This is a genomic window from Stenotrophomonas sp. Bg11-02, from assembly GCF_002836635.1.
GTDB classification, from domain to species: domain Bacteria; phylum Pseudomonadota; class Gammaproteobacteria; order Xanthomonadales; family Xanthomonadaceae; genus Stenotrophomonas; species Stenotrophomonas lacuserhaii.
This window is the reverse complement of sequence record NZ_PJAY01000006.1, coordinates 1-21,881: the sequence shown is the minus strand read 5'-3', so window position 1 is coordinate 21,881 and position 21,881 is coordinate 1. Positions and strand designations below refer to the sequence as shown.

Sequence of the window (21,881 nt, the reverse complement as noted above, 5' to 3'; positions counted from 1 at the left end):
CCCATGCAAACAGACAAAAAACTACTGCCCCGCCAACGCCCGCAACGTGATTCCCACCACGTACGCCAGGTACGTGCCGGTCGCATACCCCATCGTGCCCAGCAGCACGCCCACCGGCGCCAGCGCCGGATGGAACGCCGCAGCCACCACCGGCGCCGATGCCGGCCCGCCGATGTTGCTCTGCGAACCGATGGCGAAGTAGAAGAACGGCACGTGCAGCAGCTTGGCCAGCAGCCACAACAGCACGATGTGCACCGCGATCCAGATCAAGCCCAGCGCGAACAACCACGGACGATCCAGCAGCGCCACCAGATCCATCTGCATGCCGATGCAGGCAATCAGGAAGTACAGCAGCAGCGAGCCCACCCGCGAGGCGCCCACGCCCTCCAGCGTGCGCGCGCGGGTGAAACTCAGGCCCAGGCCCAGCGTGGTCGACAACACCACCACCCACACGAACGGCGCGTCCAGGCTGAACTGCGCGGCCCAGCTGACATGCAGCTTGAACCAGGCCGCCAGCGGAGCGCCGATGGCGTGGGCCAGGCCGACACCGCCGAAGGCCACCGCCACGATCGACATCAGGTCGGTCAGGGTGGGAATGCGCTCGTGCTCGGCCTGGAACCGCGCGATCCGCTCCTTCAACGCATCGATCGCGGAGGTATCGGCGCCGCTGCGTGCATCGATCTTCGCCGAGCGACCGGCGAGGAAGATCAGCACCGCCATCCACACATAGCCCACGCCCACGTCCACCACCGCGAACTGGCCGAAGGTGGTCGCATCGACGTCGAACACTTCGCGCATCGCCAGCATGTTGGCACCGCCGCCAATCCAGCTGCCAGCCAGCGCCGCCATGCCGGCCCAGGTGTCGCCGGCCACGGTTTCCGGATGCAGCGCGCGCATCAGCAGGAACGCCACCACCGCACCGAGCATGATGCTGGCCGAAGCACCCAGGTACATCAGCACCAGCTTCGGGCCCAGCCGCAGGATCGCCTTGATGTCCACCGCCAGGGTCAGCAGTACCAGTGCCGCCGGCAGCAGCACGTCACGCGCGATCGGGTTGTACAGCCGGGTGTTCTGGCCATCGATCAACCCGACCGTGTTGTAGATGCCGGGCAACAGGTAGCACAGCAGCAGCGCCGGCACGAATGCATAGAAGCGCTTCCACGGCCCCTGCTGGCGCGACGCGGTCCAGAACACGGCACCGAGGGTGGCGGCGATCAGGCCGAAGACGACGATGTCGTTCTGGATCAAGGGAGTCGAGACCATGCCAACCCAGGGGTAGCGCCGCGCCATGCCCGGCGAGCGCAGCGGTGAAAAAATGACGCCGAGCAGGGCGCGGCGCTACGGAAACCAAAAGCGCCGCCCCGGGGGCGGCGCTTCAACGCGGCTTACTGGCCGATGTGCTGCTTCAACCAGGCGTTCACCGTGTCATGCCACAGCACGCTGTTGGCCGGCTTCAGCACCCAGTGGTTCTCATCCGGGAAGTACAGGAATTTGGAGTCGATGCCCTGCCGCTGCGCGGCGGTGAACGCCGCCAGGCCCTGCTCGACCGGGATGCGGTAATCGAGCTGGCCGTGGATGATCAGGATCGGCTTCTTCCAGTCCGCTACATGGTTGACCGGGTTGAACTTCTCATAGTTGGCCGGCTTGGCGAACGGCGTACCGCCCTGCTCCCACTCGGTGAACCACAGCTCTTCGGTGGCATAGCCCATCATGCGCTGGTCGAACACACCATCGTGGTTGACCAGGCACTTGAACGGGCTGTTCCAGTTGCCGGCGATCCAGTTGACCATGAAGCCGCCGTAGCTGGCGCCGAGCGCGCAGGCCTTGTCGCCGTCCAGGAACGCATACTGCTTCAGCGCCGCATCCCAACCCTTCTGCAGGTCTTCCAGCGGACGGTCGCCCCAGTGCTGGCTGATCGCATCGGTGAACGCCTGGCCGTAGCCGGTGGAACCGTGGAAGTCGATCATCACCACCGCGTAGCCCTGGCCGGTATAGGTCTGCGGATTCCAGCGGTAGCTCCAGCCATTGCCGAAGCTGCCCTGCGGGCCACCGTGGATCAGGAACGCCACCGGGTACTGCCTGCCTTCCTGATAGTCGTGCGGCTTGACCACGTAGCCATGCACGGTGTCGTTGTTCCAGCCCTTGAACTCGAACTGTTCGTAGTCACCGAAGGACACGTCCTTCAGCACGTCACCGGCTGCGGGGGTCAGCGCGCGCAGCTCGCCGATCGGCTGGCCGGCGGCGGGCAGCATGCCGACCAGCACCTGGTCGTTGCTCTTCAGGCTGTTGCGGGTGATGGCCACGCTGTTGCCGGCCACGTCCACGGCGGTCACGCTGCCATCGCCGATCAGCTTGTCGACCTTGCCACTGGCCACGTCCACGGCGAACAACGGATGTTCGCCCAGCTCATCGGCGGTGGTGTAGATCTTGCTGCCATCGGCGGACAGCACGATGCCACCGGCCGAACGATCCCAGTCGGCAGCGATCTCGCGGGTCTTGCCGCTGGCCAGGTCCATCGCCATCAAACCGAAACGGTCCGCTTCGAAGCCCGGGCGCTTCATCGCGCGGTAGAACAGGGTCTTGCCGTCGGCGCTGAACACCGGGCCGGCATCCCACGCCGGGTTGGTGGCGGTCAGGTTGACCGGTGCCTGCTTGCCTGCCGCGTCGAAGCGGTACAGGTCGAAGTTGGTGGACCACGGTTCTTCGCGGCCGGCCACGCGGATGCTGGCGACTACGCTGCTGCCATCCGGCGACCAGGCGAAATCATCATTGCCACCGAACGGCTTGGACGGCGCGTCGCCGGCCAGGGTGGCGCTGAGCGCAGAGGCGCCCTTCACCCCGGCGGCCTTGCCGGTCGGCAGCGGCGCCACGAACAGGGTGTTGCGGCGGCCATCGTTCCAGGTGTCCCAGTGGCGCACGAACATCGAATCGAACACCTGGCCGCTGGCCTTGGTGCCCTTGATCGCAGCCAGCTTCTTTTCGGTGCAGGCCAGGTCCGAACCGCAGTCCTGGAAGACGCCGGCGCTGAACAGCACGCGGTCGTCCTGCGGAGACACGTGGTAACTGTCCACGTCCACCGGGAAATCGGTCAGCTGGCGCGGCGTGGTGCCGTCCATGCCCTGCGCGTACAGCTGCTGGCTGCCGTTCCTGGCGCTGAGGAAGTACACGGTGCGGCCATCGGCCGACAACGAAGGGGAGTTGACGTTCCAGCCGCTCGGGGTCAGCTGCCTGGGCGGTGCGGCATCGCGGGTGCGCAGGTTGCGCACGAACAGCGCATTGCTGGCCTTCTGTTCGTTGTCCACGCTGCGCTTGGCGAACACCACGCTGCCGCCATCGGCGGTCAGCACCGGCGAGGAAACGCGGTCCAACGCGATCAGGTCGCGGACATCGAGGCCGCGGGCAGCAGCCACGGACGGCAGCGCCGCGAGCAGGCTCAACGGCAACAAGGCATGACGCAGTTTCATCGGGTACTCCGCGGGACGGCAAAACGTCGATGGTAGGCCCCGGCACGGCAGCGTGCCAAGGCCATCGGTCATGCCGGCGGACCGGAAAACGCCGGGCCCGGCCCGGCGCTTCCCCGCTTCCCGCCATGCTGATCAGCCGGCGTTGGCCTTCTTGCCAGTGCGGTAGATCAGCCAGCCGACCAGGAACAGCACGGCCAGGCCGATCCACTGCGCGGCCGGCAGCGTGAACGGCACCGCCAGCACGTCGGCGCGGCCGCTGACCACGATCGGCACCGCGATGGCGATACCCATCAGGGCTTCGCCGGTGATCAGGCCGGCGGCGAACAGCACGCCCGGCTTGTGCACGCGGTCGCGGCCTTCTTCGTCATCGGCACGCACCTTGTGGAAGCGCTCCACCAGGTAGGAAATCAGGCCACCGAGGAAGATCGGCACCATCAGTTCCAGCGGCAGGTAGATGCCGATCGCGGCAGCCAGCACCGGCACGCGGAAGCGCTTGCCGGTCTTCTTCAGCCACTCATCCAGGGCGATGATGGCCGCACCGACCACCGCACCCATCATGATGAAGTTCCATGGCAATTCGCCGCCGAACAGGCCGCGCGCCACCGACGCCATCAGGTTGGCCTGCGGGGCCGCCAGTGCGTTCGGGTGTTCCGGGGTCGGTGCGCCGATGCCGTAGGCGGTGGCCAGCAGGTTCAGCACCGGGGCCATGATCAGCGCGCAGGAAAACGCGCCGATGCCCAGCATCAGCTGCTGCTTCCACGGCGTGGCGCCGACGATGTAACCGGCTTTCAGGTCCTGCAGGTTGTCACCGCCGACCGCCGCCGCGCAGCACACCACCGCACCGATCATGATCGCCGCCACCGCGCCCAGCGGCGCACCGAAGGCACCCACCGGGGTCAGGCCATCCTTGCCCAGCAGCAGCACCAGCACCGCCGAAGCGAACAGGATGGTGGAGATGGTGATGCCCGAAACCGGGTTGTTGGACGAGCCGATCAGGCCGGCCAGGTAGGCTGACACGGAAACGAACAGGAAGCCGGCGACAATCATGATGATGGTCATCGGGATCGACACGTGCCACTGGCCGACGATGGCCTGGTACAGCGCCAGCAGCGGCAGGGTGAAGGCCACCAGGGCCACCAGCATCCACTTCATCGGCAGGTCGCGCTCGGTTTCGGCCAGCGCCGGGCCGGTGCTCTTGCGGGCTGCGGCGAAGCCACTCTTGACCCCGCTCAGCAGCGACTTGCGCAGCGAGAACAGGGTCCAGATGCCGCCGATCAGCATCGCGCCGACGCCGAGGTAGCGCATCTTCGCGCCCCAGATGGCGAACGCCGCATCGGTGGACGAGGCGGTGGCGATGGACGCGGCCAGCGCCGGGTCGGTCTGCAGGAAGAACGCCTGGTACACCGGGATGGCGATGTGCCAGGTGAGGATCGAGCCGGACACCACCACGATGCCGACATTCAGGCCGACGATGTAGCCCACGCCGAGCAGCGCCGGCGACAGGTTGGTGCCGATGAAGGCGGTGATCTTCGAACTGCCCAGGTAGGCCGAGGTGGCCCAGGCATCGGGGATCAAGCGCATGCCGCTGGCCGCGGCGACCTTGACCACCGCGCCGATCACCGCGGACAGGCCGAGGATCTTCAGGCCCGGACCGGGATTCTCGCCGGCCTTGAGCACTTCGGCTGCCGCCTTGCCTTCCGGGAACGGAAGCGGATCTTCAACGATCATCGAGCGCCGCAGCGGCACCGAGAACAGCACGCCCAGCAGGCCACCGAGGCCGGCGATGCCCAGCACCCACCAGTACTTGAAGTCCGGCCAGTAGCCCATGATCACCAGCGCGGGGATGGTGAAGATCACACCAGCGGCGATCGACGAGCCGGCCGAGGCACCGGTCTGGACGATGTTGTTCTCCAGGATGGTGCCACCGCCCAGCAGGCGCAGCACGCCCATGGAGATGACGGCCGCAGGAATCGCGGTGGCGATGGTCAGGCCTGCGAACAGGCCCAGGTAGGCGTTGGCGGCCGACAGCACCACGGCCAACACGATGGCAAGCACCACCGCGCGGAACGTGAGCTGCTTGGGCGCAGCGACGTTGTTCATTGAAGCCCCTGATACGAAAAAATCCCTGCAACGCTAGCGTCCGGCCTGCGGCAAGTCCAGCACGCCAGCACCTTGCCCTCGCGCGGGCCGAGGCTGAAATGATATGTTATATCCTTTCCAGACCCCTTCCAGCGCGCCCGCATGCCCCCTTTTGTCTCCACCCGGCTGGCCTCCATCGACCAGCTGCGCGGCACCGTGATGCTGCTGATGCTGCTCGACCACGTCCGCGAAACGTTCTTCATGCAGCATCAGGTCAGCGACCCGATGGACGTGACCACGGTGTCCCCTGCCCTGTTCGCCTGCCGCCTGTTGGCCCACCTGTGTGCCCCGGTATTCGTGCTGCTGACCGGCCTGTCGGCCTGGTTGTACGGCCAGCGCCAGGCTGACCCGCGCCGCGCCATCGCCGGCTTCCTGTTCAAGCGTGGCCTGTTCCTGGTGGTGCTGGAGCTGACCCTGGTCAACTTCGCGTGGACCTTCCAGTGGCCGCCGGACACGATCTACCTGCAGGTGATCTGGGTGATCGGCCTGAGCATGATCGCGCTGGCCGGACTGGCCTGGCTGCCGCGCAGCGTGCTGCTGCCGCTGGCGCTGCTGCTGGTGGCCGGGCACAACCTGCTCGATGGCGTGCACGTGCAAGGCAACGGCGTGCTGGCCACGCTGTGGAAAGTGCTGCACCAGCGCGACTGGATCGTGTTCGGCGATGCGCTGCGCCTGCGCACCTCCTACCCCCTGCTGCCGTGGATCGGGGTGATCGTGCTGGGCTACCTGATGGGCCCGTGGTTTGCGGCCACGCGCCCGCCGGCACAGCGCCAGCGCTGGCTGCTGTGGGCCGGCTGGGGCGCGCTGGCGGCCTTCATGCTGCTGCGGGCGCTGAATGTCTACGGCGATGCGCCGTGGCAGTTGCAGCCCACCACGCTGCAGACGCTGATGGGCATTTTCAACGTCACCAAGTACCCGCCTTCGCTGCTGTTCCTGCTGGCCACCCTCGGCGTGGGCCTGCTGCTGCTGCGCCTGTACGAAGTGCCAGCCGTGGCCGCCGCGCTGCAGCCGCTGGCCCGGATCGGTGCGGCGCCGATGTTCTTCTACCTGCTGCACCTGTATGTGCTGAAGCTGATGTACCTGGCCGCGCTGGCGCTGTGGGGACCCACCAACGGCGCGCTGTTCGCGGTGGAATCGGTGGCCGCGCTGCTGTTGATCAGCATCGCCCTGGCGCTGCTGCTGTACCTGCCGACCCGGGCCTTCGCCGCGCTCAAGGCACGCCGTCGGGATATCGCCTGGCTGCGCTATCTGTAAGGACGGCTGGCACTTTTCGCGCATCCATGGAGTTCTGACCGCATAATCGCCGGCTTCATTGTCTGCCCCCGAACCGATGACCGCCATCGCTGCCAATGACGACTTCCTGGGCCACCCCAAGGGCGTCTACGTCTGCTTCTTCACCGAAATGTGGGAGCGCTTCTCCTTCTACGGCATGAAGGCGCTGCTGCTGCTGTACCTCACCAAGTACCACCTGTTCGGCGACAAGGCCGGGCTGGACCTGCTCGGTGCCTACGGCGGGCTGGTGTACTGCATCCCGGTGTTCGGCGGGATGCTGGCCGACCGCTGGCTGGGCATGCGCCGGGCGGTGCTGTTCGGCGGCGTGCTGCTGGTGCTCGGCCACCTCGGCATGGCCTTCGAAGGGCACGCGGCCTATCTGGAAAACGGACAGGTGGTGCGCGATACCGGTGCGTTGACGATTACATACCTGTCGCTGGCGCTGATCATCATGGGGGTGGGCTTCCTGAAGCCGAACATCTCCACCATCGTCGGCAAGCTGTACGCCGAAGACGATCCACGCCGCGATTCGGGTTTCTCGCTGTTCTACGCCGGCATCAACCTGGGCGCCCTGTTCGCTTCGCTGGTGTGCGGCTTCCTCGGTGAAGCCTACGGCTGGAAGTACGGCTTCGGCGCGGCCGGCATCGGCATGCTGGTCGGGCTGGGCATGTTCCTGTGGGGGCAGAAGTACCTGCACGGGCACGCCGAACCGCGTGATCCGGCTTCGCTGCGCGAACGCATGCTGGGCCTGCCGCGGGAATGGCTGATCTACGCCGGCGCGGTGCTGGCGGTGCTGCCGGTGGCCTGGCTGATGTGGGCCGCCGGCAACGGCGCCTTCGCACTCGGCGGTGAAATCAGCCTGGCGCTGATGCTGATGCTGGTGGTGCTGGGAGGCGTGCTGCTGTGGTTTGCCTGGTTCACCGGCACCCGCTGCACGCCGGTGCAGCGCCAGCAGATGATCGCGCTGATGGCGCTGATCCTGATGGCGCTGGTGTTCTTCACCCTGTACGAGCAGAGCTACGGCTCATGGGTCACCTTCACCGATCGCCTGCTGACCAAGGACATCGTGCCCGCGCTGGTGATCCGCGACGGCACCCCGTTGCCGTGGTCGATCCTGTCGTTGCTGCTGGCGCCGCTGGGCTTCGTGGTGAGCGCGCGGCTGTCCGACCGCTCGCCCGGCTCGGCGTGGCCACGCCGCATGTTCATCGCCATCGTGCTGGTGATGCTGGTGCTGCTGGTCCGCGATTGCCTGGTCATCCCGCAGACCGCCGGCTCGCTCACCTACCTGGGCGGCTTGTTCCTGGTGGTGCTGGCACCGTTGTTCGCATTGCTGTGGGCGTGGCTGGACCGACGCCGTGCCGAACCGGGCAAGGCGATGAAATCGTCGATCGGTTTGGTGCTGGGCGCACTGTCGTTCGTGCCGCTGGCGCTGGCCGCGCAGCAGGTCGGCGCCACCGGTCAGATGGCCAGTGTGTGGTGGCTGGTGCTGGCCTACTTCCTGCTGGCCAGTGGCGAGATGTGCCTGTCCCCGGTGGGTCTGTCGGCGGTCACCCAGTTGGCGGTGCCGCGCGTGGTCAGCCTGATGATGGGCACCTGGTTCCTGGCCACAGCGTTCTCTGAAACGCTGGCCGCGCTGTTCGGCAAGCTGGCCGCCATCGAAGTGCCCGAAGGCGAAACGCTGGACCTGGTGAGCGCCTCGGCCAGCTACGCCCACCTGTTCTGGCTGCTGATGTGGATCGGCCTGGGCTGCGCCGTGCTCGCCTTCGCCACCGCCCCCCTGCTTCGCCGCATGATGCACGGAGTGAAGTAAGAAAAAGGGGGACGGAGGGAATTAATCGAGATTAATTCCCTCCGTCCCCTTTTTCACGGTGCGGCCGGCTTCGGCGCGGCGGCCTTGTCGCCGCCGAGGTTCTGCGACAGGAACGCCAGCATCTTGCCGTAGTACTCGCGGCGGTTGGCATCGACATAGAAGCCATGCCCTTCGCGCGGGTAATACAGGCTCTCCACCGGTACGCCGGCCTTTTTCAGTGCCGCTTCCATGCGTTCGGTGTGCTGCACCGGGGCACGCTGGTCTTCGCGACCGGCCGCCAGGAACACCGGCACCTTGATCTGCGCGGCCAGGTTGACCGGCGATACATCGGACACCTTGTCGGCCGGGCCGATCCACTCCCGCAGGTAGGTCTCCCCGGACATCCGTTGCTGGATGTCGCCGCGGCTGTGCAACATCGGCAGGTCATAGACCCCCACGTACCCGGCGGCGCAGCGGTACAGGCCAGGTTCCTTCGCCGCGCCCATCAACGCCGCATAGGCGCCGTAGCTGGCGCCGTAGACGCAGATCTTCGCCTTGTTGGCGACGCCTTCGCTGATCGCCCAGCGGGTTGCATCGGTCAGGTCGTCCTGCATCGCCATGCCCCACTGCTGGGCACCGGCCTGTTCGAACGCACGGCCGTAATTGCCGGAACCGCGGAAGTTCATCTGCAGCACGGCATACCCGGCACTGGCCAGCATCTGCGCCTGGCTGTCGTAGGTCCCATCTTCGAAGATGCCGAACGGCCCGCCGTGGGGCAGCACCACCATCGGCAGGTTCTTCGCCTCACGCCCGTGCGGGGTGGTCAGGAAGCCGTGCAGCGGCAAACCGTCACGTGCCTTGACGGTGATCGCGCGGACCGGCGCGGACTGTGCCGGGTCGATCCAGGTGCTGCGGCTGACCACGTGCTGGGCCGCCTTCGCCTTCTGGTCGTAGATGAAGAAATCACCGGGATTGCGGCCGGAGAACGTCTCCACCAGAACCTTGTTGCTGTCGCGCGTGCTGGACGTGATGAAGACCGCGTCCCCGCCGAAGGCCGATTCCAGGCTGCGGTACAGCTTGGCGTCGGCAGAGGCCTCGTCGAAGAAGCGGGTGCGCGGCGTATCGCCGAGGAACAGCGCGCCCACCGGCACCGCGGTGCCCGGCCGGTAGATCAGCCGCGCCGGGTCGACCATCGGGTCGCGCAGCAGGTCCTTGCGCTCGCCGCTGGCCGGATTCCAGCTGACGATCTTGTCCGGTCCCGCAGGCTGTTCCACGTTGAGGTAGGCCAACGCACCGTCGGCGGAGAAACCGATCGCGCGCTCGATCCGCTTGGATACCGCCTCGTCGTTGACCAGATTCCAGTTTTCATTGTTGCGGTCGCGGTAGAACAGCTTGTTGACGTTGTCCGAACCGGCACCCAGCGCGAAGCGCGCATTGCCTTCGGCATCGGTGGTGAAGTCGGCACGCTGCACCGGCGAGCGGGTCACCGGGATGCGGCGCCCACTGGTCACGTCCATCCGCTCCAGGCGCGTGTACGGGTCGCCGTTGAACGAAGTCACCGCGATCAACACGTGCTTGTCATCGTTGGGCAGGTCATCGCTGAGGAACGCCGCGACGGTCTCGGCCTTCTTGCCGGAAATGCGCGTGCCGGTGTTGCCGCCGGTCACCCGGTAGCCGACCAGCAGCTCACCGCTGGTGGTGTTGGCACGCAGGGAATACAGCTCACCGGTGCGCTGCGGCTCGTCCAGCGAACCGAACTTCTGGCCCAGTTCGATCAACACCCGGTCATCGCTGACCCAGTCGAAACGCGCGGCATGGTTGTTCTCCGGCGGCACGAAGCGCCCCACGATCTGGCTGTCGGCCACGCGCAGGATGGCGACGGCGGTCGACTTCTCCAGCGGAATGGTTGCCGCGTAGTAGTCGCCGTTCGGCGACAGTTTTAGATCGGTGAAGCTGTCGCGCTTGAGGAACGTGTCCAGGTCCACGTCTGCTGCCGTTGCCATCATCGGCAGGGCTATCGCGGCGATCATCGCCGCCCGTATCGTCTTGCGCATCCTTATCCCGCCCCCTGCGGACACCATGTCCGCGACCGGCCGATTGTAAACAGGAGGTGAACGAATTGGGAATCAGGAAAACCTGAAAAAAAAAAGGGCGGCACCGTTTCCGATGCCGCCCTGCAGACCCCCACCTTGGAGAGTGGAATCAGTTCACGCCACGCACCGCCAGAGTCAGCGCGAGGATGCTCAGGATCACCGCGATGGTGCCGTCCAGCACCCGCCACGTGCCTGGCTTGTTGAACAGCGGCGCCAGCAGGCGGGCGCCAAGGCCCTGCGCGGTCAGCCACAGGCAGCTGGCGGTGACCACGCCGGCCGCGTAGGCCATGCGGTCGTTGCCGAAGTTTTCAGCGATGGAGCCGATCACCATCATGTCCAGCCAGAAGTGCGGGTTGATCAGCGAAAAGCCGACCGCGGCCATCAGCACGGCACGGCGGCTGCCGTCATCGCTTTCGGCCTCGCCCATGCCACCGCCGCCGGCGATCGCGCGCCGCGCCGACTTCAGCGCGTACCACGCCAGGAACGCCACACCGGTCCACAGCACGGCGCTGGTCAGCCACGGCGCGGCCTGGATGAGGGTGCGCAGCCCGGCCACGCTGGCGAAGATGAACACCGCATCGATCGCCGCGCAGGTCGCCACGACCGGCACGATGTGCTTGCGCAGGATGCCCTGGCGCAGGATGAAGGCGCTCTGCGCGCCGACCACGGCGAACAGGCCGATGCCGGTGGCGGCACCACTGAACCAGGCCGCAAGGCCGGTGCCGGCGGAAATGATCGAGAACATGGGAACACCTCGTGGAGCAGGGGACGGTGCCTCGCGAAGGCGGACAGCACCGGGTACGGGGTGTATTGTCGCGTTGCACCAATCTCAAGAAAAGCTAAACTTCCTTAAGCCTCTTTAGCGGAACTTAATCGCCATGCGCGTCGACCATGCCCAGCTCCGCGCCCTCGCTGCGGTCATCCGCGAAGGCAGCTTCGACCGCGCCGCGCAGGCGCTCAATGTCACCGCATCGGCCGTGTCCCAGCGGGTCAAAGCACTGGAAGACCGCGTCGGCCGGCTGCTGGTGAAGCGTGGCGCACCGGCTACCGCGACCGCCGAAGGCCAGGTGCTGGTGCAGCTGGCCGAGCAGACCGCCCTGCTGGAACACGATGCACTGCACCGCATGGGGCTGGCCGACGAGGACCTGCCGCAGGCCAGCATTCCGGTGGCGGTCAACCATGACAGCCTGGAAACCTGGTTCCCGCAGGCCGCCCAGCAGTTCGCACAGGTCACCGGCACCACCCTGGACCTGCGCGTGGAAGACCAGGACCACACCGTCGAACTGCTGCGCCAGGGCACGGTGCTGGGCGCGGTGACCACGCTGGACGAGCCGGTGCAGGGCTGCCAGATCCATGCCTTGGGCAGCATCCGCTACGCGGCCACCTGTACCCCGGAATTCCGCGACCGCCATTTCGGCAAAGGGGTGAGCGCGCAGGCGCTGGCCCAGGCGCCGGTGCTGGTATTCAACCGCAAGGACGACATGCAGGCGCGTTTTGCCCGCCGCATGGCCGGGGTGGAAGTACCCAACACGGCGCCTACCTGGTGGATTCCCTCCACCCGCGCCTTCGTGCAGGCCAACCTCGGCGGGCTCGGCTGGACCATGAACCCGCTGCCGCTGGTCAAGCGCCACCTGGACGCCGGGCGCCTGGTCTACGTGCGCCAGCGCGCCTGGGAAGACGTGCCGTTGTACTGGCAGCACTGGAAGGGCGATGTTCAGACCATGGCCCTGCTGACGCGGGCGGTGCTGGGGGCCTCGACCGCGCTGATCCGCCGCAAGCGATGAACCACATCAAGGCCCCTCGGCGAGGGACGTTTCACAGTGCGGCTCCCACGGGATGCTGCGTCGCACCAAATCAGGACCACAACGGGGTAAAATAAGCCCACTGGACGCCGTGACCGGCCTCATCCGACGCAGTTCACGCGCTGGTTGACGTGTTTTCACACTGCCTATGTGGCTGGCACGCATCCTGATTCCCTCCCCAAACGAATCACTCCCATGAAGAAATTTGGCAAGGCTTTAGCCGCCCTGCTCGTGCTGCTGTTGGTGTCGTCGGTACTGTTCCTGTACTGGCCGCTCACCACACGCTCGGTGCCGGCGGCAAGCAACGAAAAACCCGTCGATGTGGTGCTGGTCGGCGCTGGCATCATGAGCGTCACCCTGGCCACCTACCTGCAGGAACTGCAGCCGGACTGGAACATCCAGATCTACGAGCGGCTCGACGGCGTGGCCCAGGAGAGCTCGGACGGCTGGAACAATGCCGGCACCGGGCACTCGGCATTCGCCGAGTTGAACTACACGCCTGAGCTGCCCGATGGCAGCATCGAGACCAAGCGCGCGGTCGGCATCGCCGAACAGTTCGAGATCTCGCGCCAGTTCTGGTCGCACCAGGTGCGCCAGGGCCGCCTGAGCCAGCCGAGCGATTTCATCAACGCCACCCCGCACATGAGCTTCGTGTGGGGCGATGAAAACATCAATTTCCTGCGCAAGCGCCAGCAGGCAATGGTGAAGAATCCGCTGTTCTACGGCATGCAGTACTCCGAAGATCCCGCGCAGATCAAGGCATGGGCCCCGCTGCTGATGGAAGGTCGCGACCCGAACCAGAAGGTTGCCGCGACCTGGATGCCGCTGGGCACCGACGTCAACTTCGGCGTGATCACCCGCCAGCTCACCGACGGGCTCAAGCGCAACCCGAACTTCGGCCTGCACCTGGGTCATGAAGTGAGTGCGCTGCGCCAGAACGACGACAAGACCTGGAACGTGACCGTCAAGGACCTCAAGTCCGGCAACGAGAGCACCACCCACGCGCGCTTCGTCTTCATCGGTGCCGGTGGCGCCGCGCTGAAGCTGTTGCAGCTGTCGGGCATCCCGGAGTCGAAGAACTACGGCGGTTTCCCGGTCGGTGGCCAGTTCCTTGCCTTCAAGAACCCGGCAATCGCCTCGCGCCACGGGGTCAAGGCCTACGGCATGGCCGAAACCGGTTCGCCGCCGATGTCGGTGCCGCACCTGGATTCGCGCAAACTGGATGGCAAGCCGGTGGTTCTGTTCGGACCGTTCGCGTTGTACAGCACCAAGTTCCTCAAGCACGGCTCGTGGTTCGACCTGTATTCGTCGGTCACCCACAACAACGTGGCGCCGATGCTGAACGTGGGCGCGGACAACCTGGACCTGGTGAAGTACCTGATGAGCCAGGCCCAGTTGAACGACGATGACCGCCAGGCCGAGCTGGTCAAGTACTACCCCAACGCCAAGCGCGAGGACTGGACCCTGGTCACCGCCGGACAGCGCGTGCAGATCATCAAGAACGACCCGGAAAAGGGCCCGCTGCTGCAGTTCGGCACCGAGATCGTGACCGACAGGGACCACACCCTGGCCGCCCTGCTGGGCGCGTCGCCGGGTGCCTCGACCTCGCCACCGATCATGCTCGACCTGATGGCCAAGGCCTTCCCGGAAGAGATGAAGGCCGGCTGGGAAGCCCGCCTGCGCGAGATCGTGCCGTCCTACGGCCGCAAGCTCAACGAGAGCCCGGCGCTGACCAACGAAATCCGCACGCTCACCAGCCAGACGCTGAAGCTGCCGTTCCTGGACGTGCCGGCCGACGTGTCCCAGCCTCCCGCCATTCCGGCGACCGTGGCGCGCCCGGCTGAAACGCCGTTGCCGCCGCAGGAAAAGCGCAACAGGAACGAGGAAATGCAGGCGTTGTAAGCCTGGGCCCCGCTTCCGGCAACACCCCAACGGCCGCCTTCGGGTGGCCGTTTCTGCATCTGTCTGGAGCGTTGTGGCGATGCGAATTGTAAAGGTTTTGATAATCATTTACATTTACGGGATCTGATCCAGCTGCCGACGGCGCCGTTCGCCGGCGTTGCCCTGCCTGACTCACACGCCCACATCGAAGCGACCATGACTGCCATTCCCTCCTTCCGCCACGCACCGTTGACCATTGCCTTGCTGGCCGCGCTGTCCACCGCGCCGGCCCTGGCCGATACCCTTGCCGATGCCAGCGCCGCCCCGGATGCCAAGACCCTCGACGAAGTCAGCGTGCGCGGCAGCCGCGCCGTTGCGTCCAGCACCACGCGCCTGCCGATCACCCTGCAGGAGACTCCGCAGTCCAGCACCGTGATCGGCCTGGAGCGCCTGCAGGACGAATCGCTGTTCAGCATCAACGACGTGATGCGCAACGTCACCGGCGTCAACGTCTCCTTCTACGACACCCAGCGCCCGCTGTACTACGCGCGCGGGTTCGCCATCACCGATTTCCAGGTGGACGGCCTGCCGACCTACAGCGGCTCGACCAACCAGGAATACGACACCGCCTTCTATGACCGCATCGAAGTGATCCGCGGTGCCAATGGCCTGCTCAGCGGCGCCGGCGTGCCGTCGGCCACGGTCAACCTGCTGCGCAAGCGCCCGGGCAAGGACTTCGACGCATCCTTCGCGATCAGTGCCGGCAGCTGGGACTTCCGCCGCATGCAGGCCGACGTCAACGCGCCGCTGACCGCCGATGGCCGCTTCCGCAGCCGCGTGGTCGCCGCCTGGCAGGACAAGGACTACTACTACGACCGCTATAGCGAGGACAAGATGTCGGGCATGGCGGTACTGGAAGGCGACCTGACCGACTCCACCACCGTGACGGTCGGCTTCCAGACCCAGGACAACAACCCCACCGCCACCACCTGGGGCACGGTGCCGTTCTTCAACAGCGACGGCAGCTTCGCGCACCTGCCGCGCAGCACCAACCTGGCCCCTGACTGGGCCAGGTGGCAGCGCCAGACCAGCACCGCGTTCGCCAACCTGGAACAGCGTTTCGGCGAAAACTGGCTGCTGAGGGTCAATACCGCCTACACCCGCGGCAACGTGCAGAACGTGCGCGTGTACGGCAGCGGGTATCCGGATGCGACCACCGGTGCAGGCATCTACCTGCTCGGTGCAGCGGGCGAGACAGACGACACCCGGAAGGGCGTGGACGTGTATCTGTCGGGCACCTTCGGGCTGTTCGGCCGCGAGCACGACGTGGTGTTCGGTGGCAGCTTCTCCGACCTGCAGTCGACCGCCTGGACCATGACCCCCACCGGCGGCTGGCGCTACGACATCCCCAACATCCACGCCTGGGATGGCAATGCGCCGGAGCTGGTGGTCAACCGCACCGGCGCGCACCGCGATGCGCGCACCACGCAGCGCGGCGTGTACGCATCCACCCGCATGCGCCTGGCAGAACCGCTTTCGCTGATCGCCGGCGCGCGCCTGAGTTCGTGGGAGACCCGCACCCGCGCCTACAACACCGCCAACACCTACACCGCCACCAGCGGCGCCTACAAGGTGGATGACGAAGTCACCCCGTACGTGGGCCTGGTGTATGACATCACCCCGAATGTTTCCGGGTATGCCAGTTACACCGAGATCTTCAATCCGCAGAACTACAAGGACCGCAATGAGAACCTGCTGGCCCCGGTGGAAGGGTCCAATGTCGAGGCAGGCATCAAGTCGCAGTGGCTGGACGGCCGCTTCACCGCCAATGCAGCGGTGTTCGAGGCGAAGCAGGACAACTACGCCGTGCGCGATGCCAGCGTGCCGGACGGTTCGCTCAGCGATGGCAGCTCGGCCTACATCGGCATCAACGGCACCAAGGCGCGCGGTTGGGAACTGGACCTCAACGGCGAGATCCTGCCGGGCTGGACGGTCAATGCCGGCTTCACCCACGTCAAGGTGACCCGCGCGGCCACCGACCTGCTGTATGCGAACCTGCCTGAAGACTTCCTGCAGCTCAACACCAGCGTGCGCCTGCGTGGCGCCTGGGAACGGCTGACCCTGGGCGGTGGCGTGCAGTGGCAGAGCAAGGTGCAGGGCTTCAACGTGCCCTACCCGCCGGGCGGCACGGTGACGGTGAACCAGCCGGCGTATGCGCTGGTGCAGTTCAACGCCAGCTACCGCATCAGCGACAGCTGGAGCGCGACGCTGAGCGTACGCAACGCATTGGACAAGACCTACTGGGCCAACCTGGACTACAACAACTACGGTGAGCCACGCTTCGTGGCCTTCAGCCTGCGCTGGAAGTACTGAGGCCAACTGCCCTCGGTGGGTGACGACCGTCACTGGTGAGTGACGACCGTTGGTCGTCAGCCCCTCCCGCTGCGCTCGCCGAGCGTGGCTCGGCGCTACCGATGGGCATTGCCGCCCCCTCGGTGGGTGACGACCGTCACTGGTGGGTGACGACCGTTGGTCGTCACGCTCTTCGGCCCGGAAATGACGACCACTGGTCGTCAGCCCCCTCTCGCCGGGCCCGCCTGTCATCATGTCCGGACACTTGAGACACTACGCTACGGGCAGCCGCTGAGCGCGCCCCGCACCACCCCGGACAGAAGAAGAAAAACAACATGATGCACAACGTTATTTTCGATACCGACCCGGGCGTCGACGACGCCCTGGCGCTGCTGTACCTGCACAAGCATCCGCAGGTGAACCTGCTGGCCGTCACCACCGTGTTCGGCAATGCCGCCGTCGAATCGACCACCCACAACGCGCTGTTCCTGAAGCAGGCCTGGGGCCTGGACGCACCCGTGGCGCGCGGCGCCGCCGGCCCGCTGCAGCCCGATGCCCAGCCCGAAGCCTGGCCGGTGCACATCCACGGTGACAACGGCCTGGGCAACCACCCGGTGCCGGCGCAGCTGGAGGTGGCCGCCGATCCGCGCAGCGCGCACCAGCTGATCATCGACCTGGTCCGTGCGCAGCCCGGCCAGGTCACCCTGGTCGCGGTAGGCCGCATGACCAACCTGGCACTGGCCCTGCGCGAAGCGCCGGATATCGCCTCGCTGGTGCGCGGCGTGGTGATCATGGGAGGCGCCTTCCATGTCAACGGCAACATCACCCCGGCCGCCGAGGCCAACATCTGGGGCGACGCTGAAGCCGCCGACATCGTGTTCACCGCCAGCTGGCCGGTAACCGCCATCGGCCTGGACGTCACCACCCAGGTGGAAATGGATCGCCACGGACTGGATGCACTGGCCCACGCCGGTGGCGCCGATGCGGACCTGGTGCGCGCGCTGTCACAGGACTACGTGGACTTCTACCTGCAGGCTGGCCACAAGGGCATGGTGGTGCACGACTGCTGTGCCTGCATCGCGCTGACGCGGCCGGAACTGTTCGAATTCGAGCATGCCAGCGTGCGCGTGGCCACCGACGGCGTGGCACGCGGGATGACCATCCCCAAGCCGGCCGGCATGGCCTTCGGTCCCAGTGTGTGGGACGGCCAGGCGATGCAGTCGATCGCGATCGGCGTGGATGCCAGCGCCGTGCTGGCCGACATCGAAAGAACCCTGTCGCTGTAACGGTAGGGACGGCCGCTGGCCGTCCTTTGGTGGTGGGTGACGACCGCTGGCCGTCCTTTGGTGGTGGGTGACGACCGTTGGTCGTCAGGGCCGTCCGCTGCGCTCGGCGCTACCGCAGCGGGCGGGTCTCCGGCAGGCGCCACAGCACCGGCAGCACCAGCACCGCGACGATGGCGATCATCGCACCGGGCGCAGCGTTCCACCCGCTGCGCTCCACCCACCACTGCGCCAGCCACGGCGTGGCACCACCGAATACCGCCGTGGCCATGGTCACGCCGAGCGCCAGCCCGCTCAGCCGACCTTCGCCGGGGAACTGTTCGGCCGTGGCCGAGGCCGCCACGGCACTGATGCCACCGGCCACGCAGGCCAGGACGACCGCTGCAACGACCACTCCCAGCGTCGATGCCTGCGCCATCCAGGCGAACATCGACAGCGGCAACAGCGCCGACAGCAGGGTCAGTCCCAGCAGCAGCGGCCGTCGTCCGAACCGGTCCGACAGCAGCCCGAACAGCGGCGTGGCCAGGATCACCGCCACCGCGGCGATGGTCGACAGCCACAACGCCTCGCCCTCCCCGCGCCCATTGGCATGCAGGAACGCAGGCACATAGGTGATGCCCACGTAGTACGTGATCGAGCCCAGCGCGGAGATCGCGAAGGTGCGCGCCACTGCCCCCGGATGAGTGCGCAGGATCTGCCGTATCGGCGCACTGGGCACGCTGCCTTCGCGTTGCTGGCGTTCGAACTCAGGCGATTCGTGCATGCCCGAGCGCGCCAGCAGGATCAGCAGCGCCAGCGCGGCGCCGAAGAAGAACGGGATCCGCCAGCCCCAGGTATCCAGGTCCGCCGGCGGCAGCAGCGCCACGGTCAGCGCAGACAACGCAACCGCCAGCAGCGCCCCCACCTCGCTTGCCGCGGACGCCAGCGAGGTCACCAGTCCGCGTCGCCGCGGCGGCGCGCTTTCCAGCAGGTAGGCGACCACGCCGGTGTATTCGCCGCCCACTGAAAACGCCATCACGCAGCGCAGTGCCAACAACAGCACGCCGGCGCTCGCACCGATCTGGGCATGGGTGGGCAGCAGCGCCGTGGCCAGCATCGCCGCGGCCATCAATGCCATCGAAGCGAGCAGCATCCAGCGTCGACCCAGGCGGTCGCCCAGGTGGCCGAAGCACAGCGCGCCCAGCGGACGCATCAGGTAGGACACCGCAAAGCCGGCAAGCGTGGCCAACAGGGCGGTCTCGCCGCCGCCGAAGAACACCCGTGACAGCACGGTGGCGAAGTAGAGGTAGAGGGTGAAGTCGTACCACTCCACGACGGTGGACAACGCCGCCACCCACATGGAGCGGCGGTGCATCGTACCAACCGCGCTTCCTGCCCGATGCTGCATCCGACCGCCTCCGTTCAATGAGCGGCCACCCTAGCGCAGCACGGGTGAAGGAGACCCCATACGACAGTGGCCTGCAGCATTCCACCGCAGGTGGCGCCCGCTGCACGGCGTTGCAGGTAGGCTGCAGTCCTCGAGGAAAGGGATACCGCCCGTGCCCGGACATAATGCCGCTTACGACACACTCTTCGCTCCGGGCCGACTCACACTGGGCCTGATGACGCCCTTGGGCAGCGAGGCCGGTGCGCAGCCCGATCCCGGCCAGGCGACCGCGCTGGCACGCCTGGCCGAAGTACAGGGCTTCGCCGCGCTGTGGGCGCGTGATGTCCCGCTGATGGTGCCGCAGCGGTCACCTGCGGACACCACCGCGCCGCAGGCCAGTGCCGTCGATGATCCTTTCGTCTGGCTCACCCTGCTCGCCACCGCGACTTCGCACATGGCCATCGGACTGGCCGCGGCGGTGCTGCCGCTGCGCCACCCGCTGCACATCGCCAAGGCCGCCCTGAGCCTGGAGCGCGTATCGAATGGGCGCTTCGTGCTGGGCCTGGGCTCGGGCGACCGGCCCGAAGAGTTCGCCGCCTTCGGTGCCGTGCTGGAGCAGCGCGCGCAGGTGTTCCGCGAACGCTGGCCGTTGCTGCGCGCGGCACTTTCGCCGGATGCGCAGGAGCGTGCGCTGATGCTGCAGCAGGTCGGCTATCCAGTACTGCCCGCACCGGCCGCACGCATTCCGATGCTGGTGGTGGGATCGGCCCGGCAGTCGCTGCAGTGGATCGCTGAGCATGCCGACGGCTGGGCCACCTACCATCGCGAGGAAGCCACGCAGGAAGGCCGGATCGGACTGTGGCAGCACGCCATGCGGCAGAAGCTCGGCAGTGCACGCAAGCCCTTCGTGCAGTCCGCGCAGCTGCAGCTGCTGGAAGATCCTGCAGCGCCGGCTACGCCACTGGAGCTGGGCCTGCGTGGCGGCAGCGCTGCCGTCCGGGACTACCTGCAGCGCATGCACGTTCTCGGCGTGGACCACGTGATGTTCAACCTCAGCGGCGGCCGGCCCGCCGCCGAGGTCATCGAACAGATCGGTGCGGAGATCATTCCCGCGCTTTCGGCGCAGCCTTCAGGGTGATCAGGGTGATCTCCGAAGGCACGCCGATGCGCGCGGCGAAGCCCGGCCACAGGCCCGCACCGTTGCTCACGTACAGGGTCATGTCGCCCACCTGGTAGCGGCCGGACACATACCCGCCATTGGCCCGCTTCACCAGCTGGTCCATGCCGATGATGTGGCCGCCATGGGTGTGGCCGGACAACTGCAGCTTCACCCCCAGCGCTGCGTTGGCCTGCGCCTCGCGCGGACGATGGTCGAGCAGGATCACCGGCGCCTGCGGATCGGCGCCCTGCAGGGCGGCTGCCAGGTCCGGCTGCGGCAGGTCGTAGCGCTGTGCCACCGGGTCGGTGACACCGGCGATGGTCAGCGCCGCATCGCCGCGGCGCACCTCGGTATGGGTGTTTTCCAGCACCTGCATGCCCAACGCGCGGAAGGCCTGCATCCATTCGGTGTACTGCGCGTAGTACTCGTGGTTGCCGGTGATGGCGATGACCCCGTCCGGTGCCTGCAGCTCACCCAGCGGGAGGAAATCATCTGCACGGGCAGTGACCGTGCCATCGATCAGGTCACCGGTAATGACGATCAGGTCCGGCTTCAACGCGTTGCTTTCGGCCACGACCCTGCGCACCCAGTCGCCGGTCAGCAGGCGGCTGGCATGGATGTCGGTCAGTTGCAGCACGCGATAGCCATCGAAGCTGGCTGGCAGTCCGGCGATCTCCACCTCGATGCTGCGCGGCTTGGGCACCGCCATGCCTTGGCTGACACCGAAAATGCCCAGCGCCAGCGCGGTGAGGCCGGCCGCCGGCCGCAGCCAGCGCGCGCGCAACGCAGCGGTAGCCCTGGCCGAGCGCAGCAGGCGCGCAAGCAGCAGCGCGGCATCCAGCAGCAGCAGGAACAGTGCCCCCAGCAGCAGGGCGGTGAAGCCGGTGGCGAGCACGGCGATGGCCATCTTCGGGATTTCCGGCGAGGCCATGGTGCCGGCGAACTGGGCGACGATGCGATGGTGCAGGGCCATGCCGAACACCAGCACGGCAAGGAAAAGGCGCGCGGCCAGTGGCAGGCGCAGGGGCCAGACCAGGCGCAGCACGATGTACAGCGCGAGAACGGAAGCGATGACACTCAGCACGATGGGGGTTCCAGGGGGAGCAGTGGGGAGGTTGGCCGTGCATCGTGACTGATTTCGTATCCGGGGTTCCAGTGCGGGAAGCAGTGTTCTGCGGCGAACGGTTGGGCCCCTCGCGGTCTCTTAGACACATCTGCAGCTGCCGACGACCTTACGCGTACATGTCTTGCGTGCCGCCCTGTTCTCCACAACTGCCGCAT

The 21,881-nt window shown here is 66.8% G+C and carries 14 protein-coding genes; 7 read left to right on the top strand and 7 right to left on the bottom strand.

What is annotated here, in order from left to right; all coding sequences use genetic code 11:
- Positions 1–21: 21 nt before the first annotated feature.
- The 3 genes from CXG43_RS00675 to CXG43_RS00665 form a co-directional block, all read right to left on the bottom strand.
- Positions 22–1,263, bottom strand: coding sequence for a DUF819 family protein (locus CXG43_RS00675; protein ID WP_101098277.1), 1,242 nt, complete (start codon positions 1,261–1,263; stop codon positions 22–24).
- Between the two features lie 122 nt (positions 1,264–1,385).
- Positions 1,386–3,464, bottom strand: a complete 2,079-nt coding sequence (locus CXG43_RS00670) for a S9 family peptidase (RefSeq protein ID WP_101098275.1) — start codon at positions 3,462–3,464, stop codon at positions 1,386–1,388.
- Positions 3,465–3,596: 132 nt separating this feature from the next.
- The gene (locus CXG43_RS00665; RefSeq protein WP_042614664.1) at positions 3,597–5,564 is read right to left on the bottom strand and encodes an oligopeptide transporter, OPT family; all 1,968 of its coding nucleotides are present in this window, start codon (positions 5,562–5,564) and stop codon (positions 3,597–3,599) included.
- A 141-nt stretch (positions 5,565–5,705) separates the two neighbouring features.
- On the opposite strand from CXG43_RS00665, the gene CXG43_RS00660 reads away from it, so the two are divergent.
- Both CXG43_RS00660 and CXG43_RS00655 read left to right on the top strand, forming a co-directional pair.
- Positions 5,706–6,857, top strand: a complete 1,152-nt coding sequence (locus CXG43_RS00660) for a heparan-alpha-glucosaminide N-acetyltransferase domain-containing protein (RefSeq protein ID WP_101098274.1) — start codon at positions 5,706–5,708, stop codon at positions 6,855–6,857.
- Between the two features lie 76 nt (positions 6,858–6,933).
- Positions 6,934–8,685, top strand: a complete 1,752-nt coding sequence (locus CXG43_RS00655) for an oligopeptide:H+ symporter (RefSeq protein ID WP_101098273.1) — start codon at positions 6,934–6,936, stop codon at positions 8,683–8,685.
- A 53-nt stretch (positions 8,686–8,738) separates the two neighbouring features.
- Here the strand turns inward: CXG43_RS00655 and CXG43_RS00650 are convergent, their stop codons facing one another.
- Positions 8,739–10,718, bottom strand: coding sequence for a S9 family peptidase (locus CXG43_RS00650; RefSeq protein WP_101098272.1), 1,980 nt, complete (start codon positions 10,716–10,718; stop codon positions 8,739–8,741).
- Between the two features lie 148 nt (positions 10,719–10,866).
- Positions 10,867–11,502 carry a LysE family transporter gene (locus tag CXG43_RS00645; RefSeq protein WP_101098271.1) on the bottom strand — a complete coding sequence of 212 codons (636 nt, stop codon included), beginning with the start codon at positions 11,500–11,502 and terminating at the stop codon, positions 10,867–10,869.
- A gap of 133 nt (positions 11,503–11,635) precedes the next feature.
- Between CXG43_RS00645 and CXG43_RS00640 the strand changes: the two genes are divergently transcribed.
- The 4 genes from CXG43_RS00640 (at position 11,636) to CXG43_RS00625 (ending at position 18,078) form a co-directional block, all read left to right on the top strand.
- On the top strand, positions 11,636–12,541 hold the full coding sequence (locus tag CXG43_RS00640) for a LysR family transcriptional regulator ArgP (RefSeq protein WP_042614669.1): 906 nt from the start codon (positions 11,636–11,638) through the stop codon (positions 12,539–12,541).
- A 213-nt stretch (positions 12,542–12,754) separates the two neighbouring features.
- Entirely contained in the window at positions 12,755–14,461 is a 1,707-nt protein-coding gene (mqo, locus tag CXG43_RS00635; RefSeq protein WP_101098270.1) for a malate dehydrogenase (quinone), read from the top strand.
- A gap of 195 nt (positions 14,462–14,656) precedes the next feature.
- Entirely contained in the window at positions 14,657–16,813 is a 2,157-nt protein-coding gene (locus tag CXG43_RS00630) for a TonB-dependent siderophore receptor (RefSeq protein WP_101098269.1), read from the top strand.
- Positions 16,814–17,130: 317 nt separating this feature from the next.
- A complete protein-coding gene (locus CXG43_RS00625; RefSeq protein WP_101098276.1) occupies positions 17,131–18,078 on the top strand; it encodes a nucleoside hydrolase in 948 nt (315 codons plus the stop codon).
- Positions 18,079–18,187: 109 nt separating this feature from the next.
- Here CXG43_RS00625 and CXG43_RS00620 read toward each other — a convergent pair whose 3' ends face one another.
- Positions 18,188–19,429 (bottom strand): MFS transporter, encoded by a 1,242-nt coding sequence (locus CXG43_RS00620; RefSeq protein WP_101098268.1) that lies wholly within the window; start codon positions 19,427–19,429, stop codon positions 18,188–18,190.
- A gap of 247 nt (positions 19,430–19,676) precedes the next feature.
- Between CXG43_RS00620 and CXG43_RS00615 the strand changes: the two genes are divergently transcribed.
- Positions 19,677–20,579 (top strand): TIGR03571 family LLM class oxidoreductase, encoded by a 903-nt coding sequence (locus CXG43_RS00615; protein ID WP_232767506.1) that lies wholly within the window; start codon positions 19,677–19,679, stop codon positions 20,577–20,579.
- Here CXG43_RS00615 and CXG43_RS00610 read toward each other — a convergent pair.
- Entirely contained in the window at positions 20,545–21,684 is a 1,140-nt protein-coding gene (locus CXG43_RS00610; protein WP_101098266.1) for a metallophosphoesterase, read from the bottom strand. The genes CXG43_RS00615 and CXG43_RS00610 overlap by 35 nt on opposite strands.
- Positions 21,685–21,881: the final 197 nt, after the last annotated feature.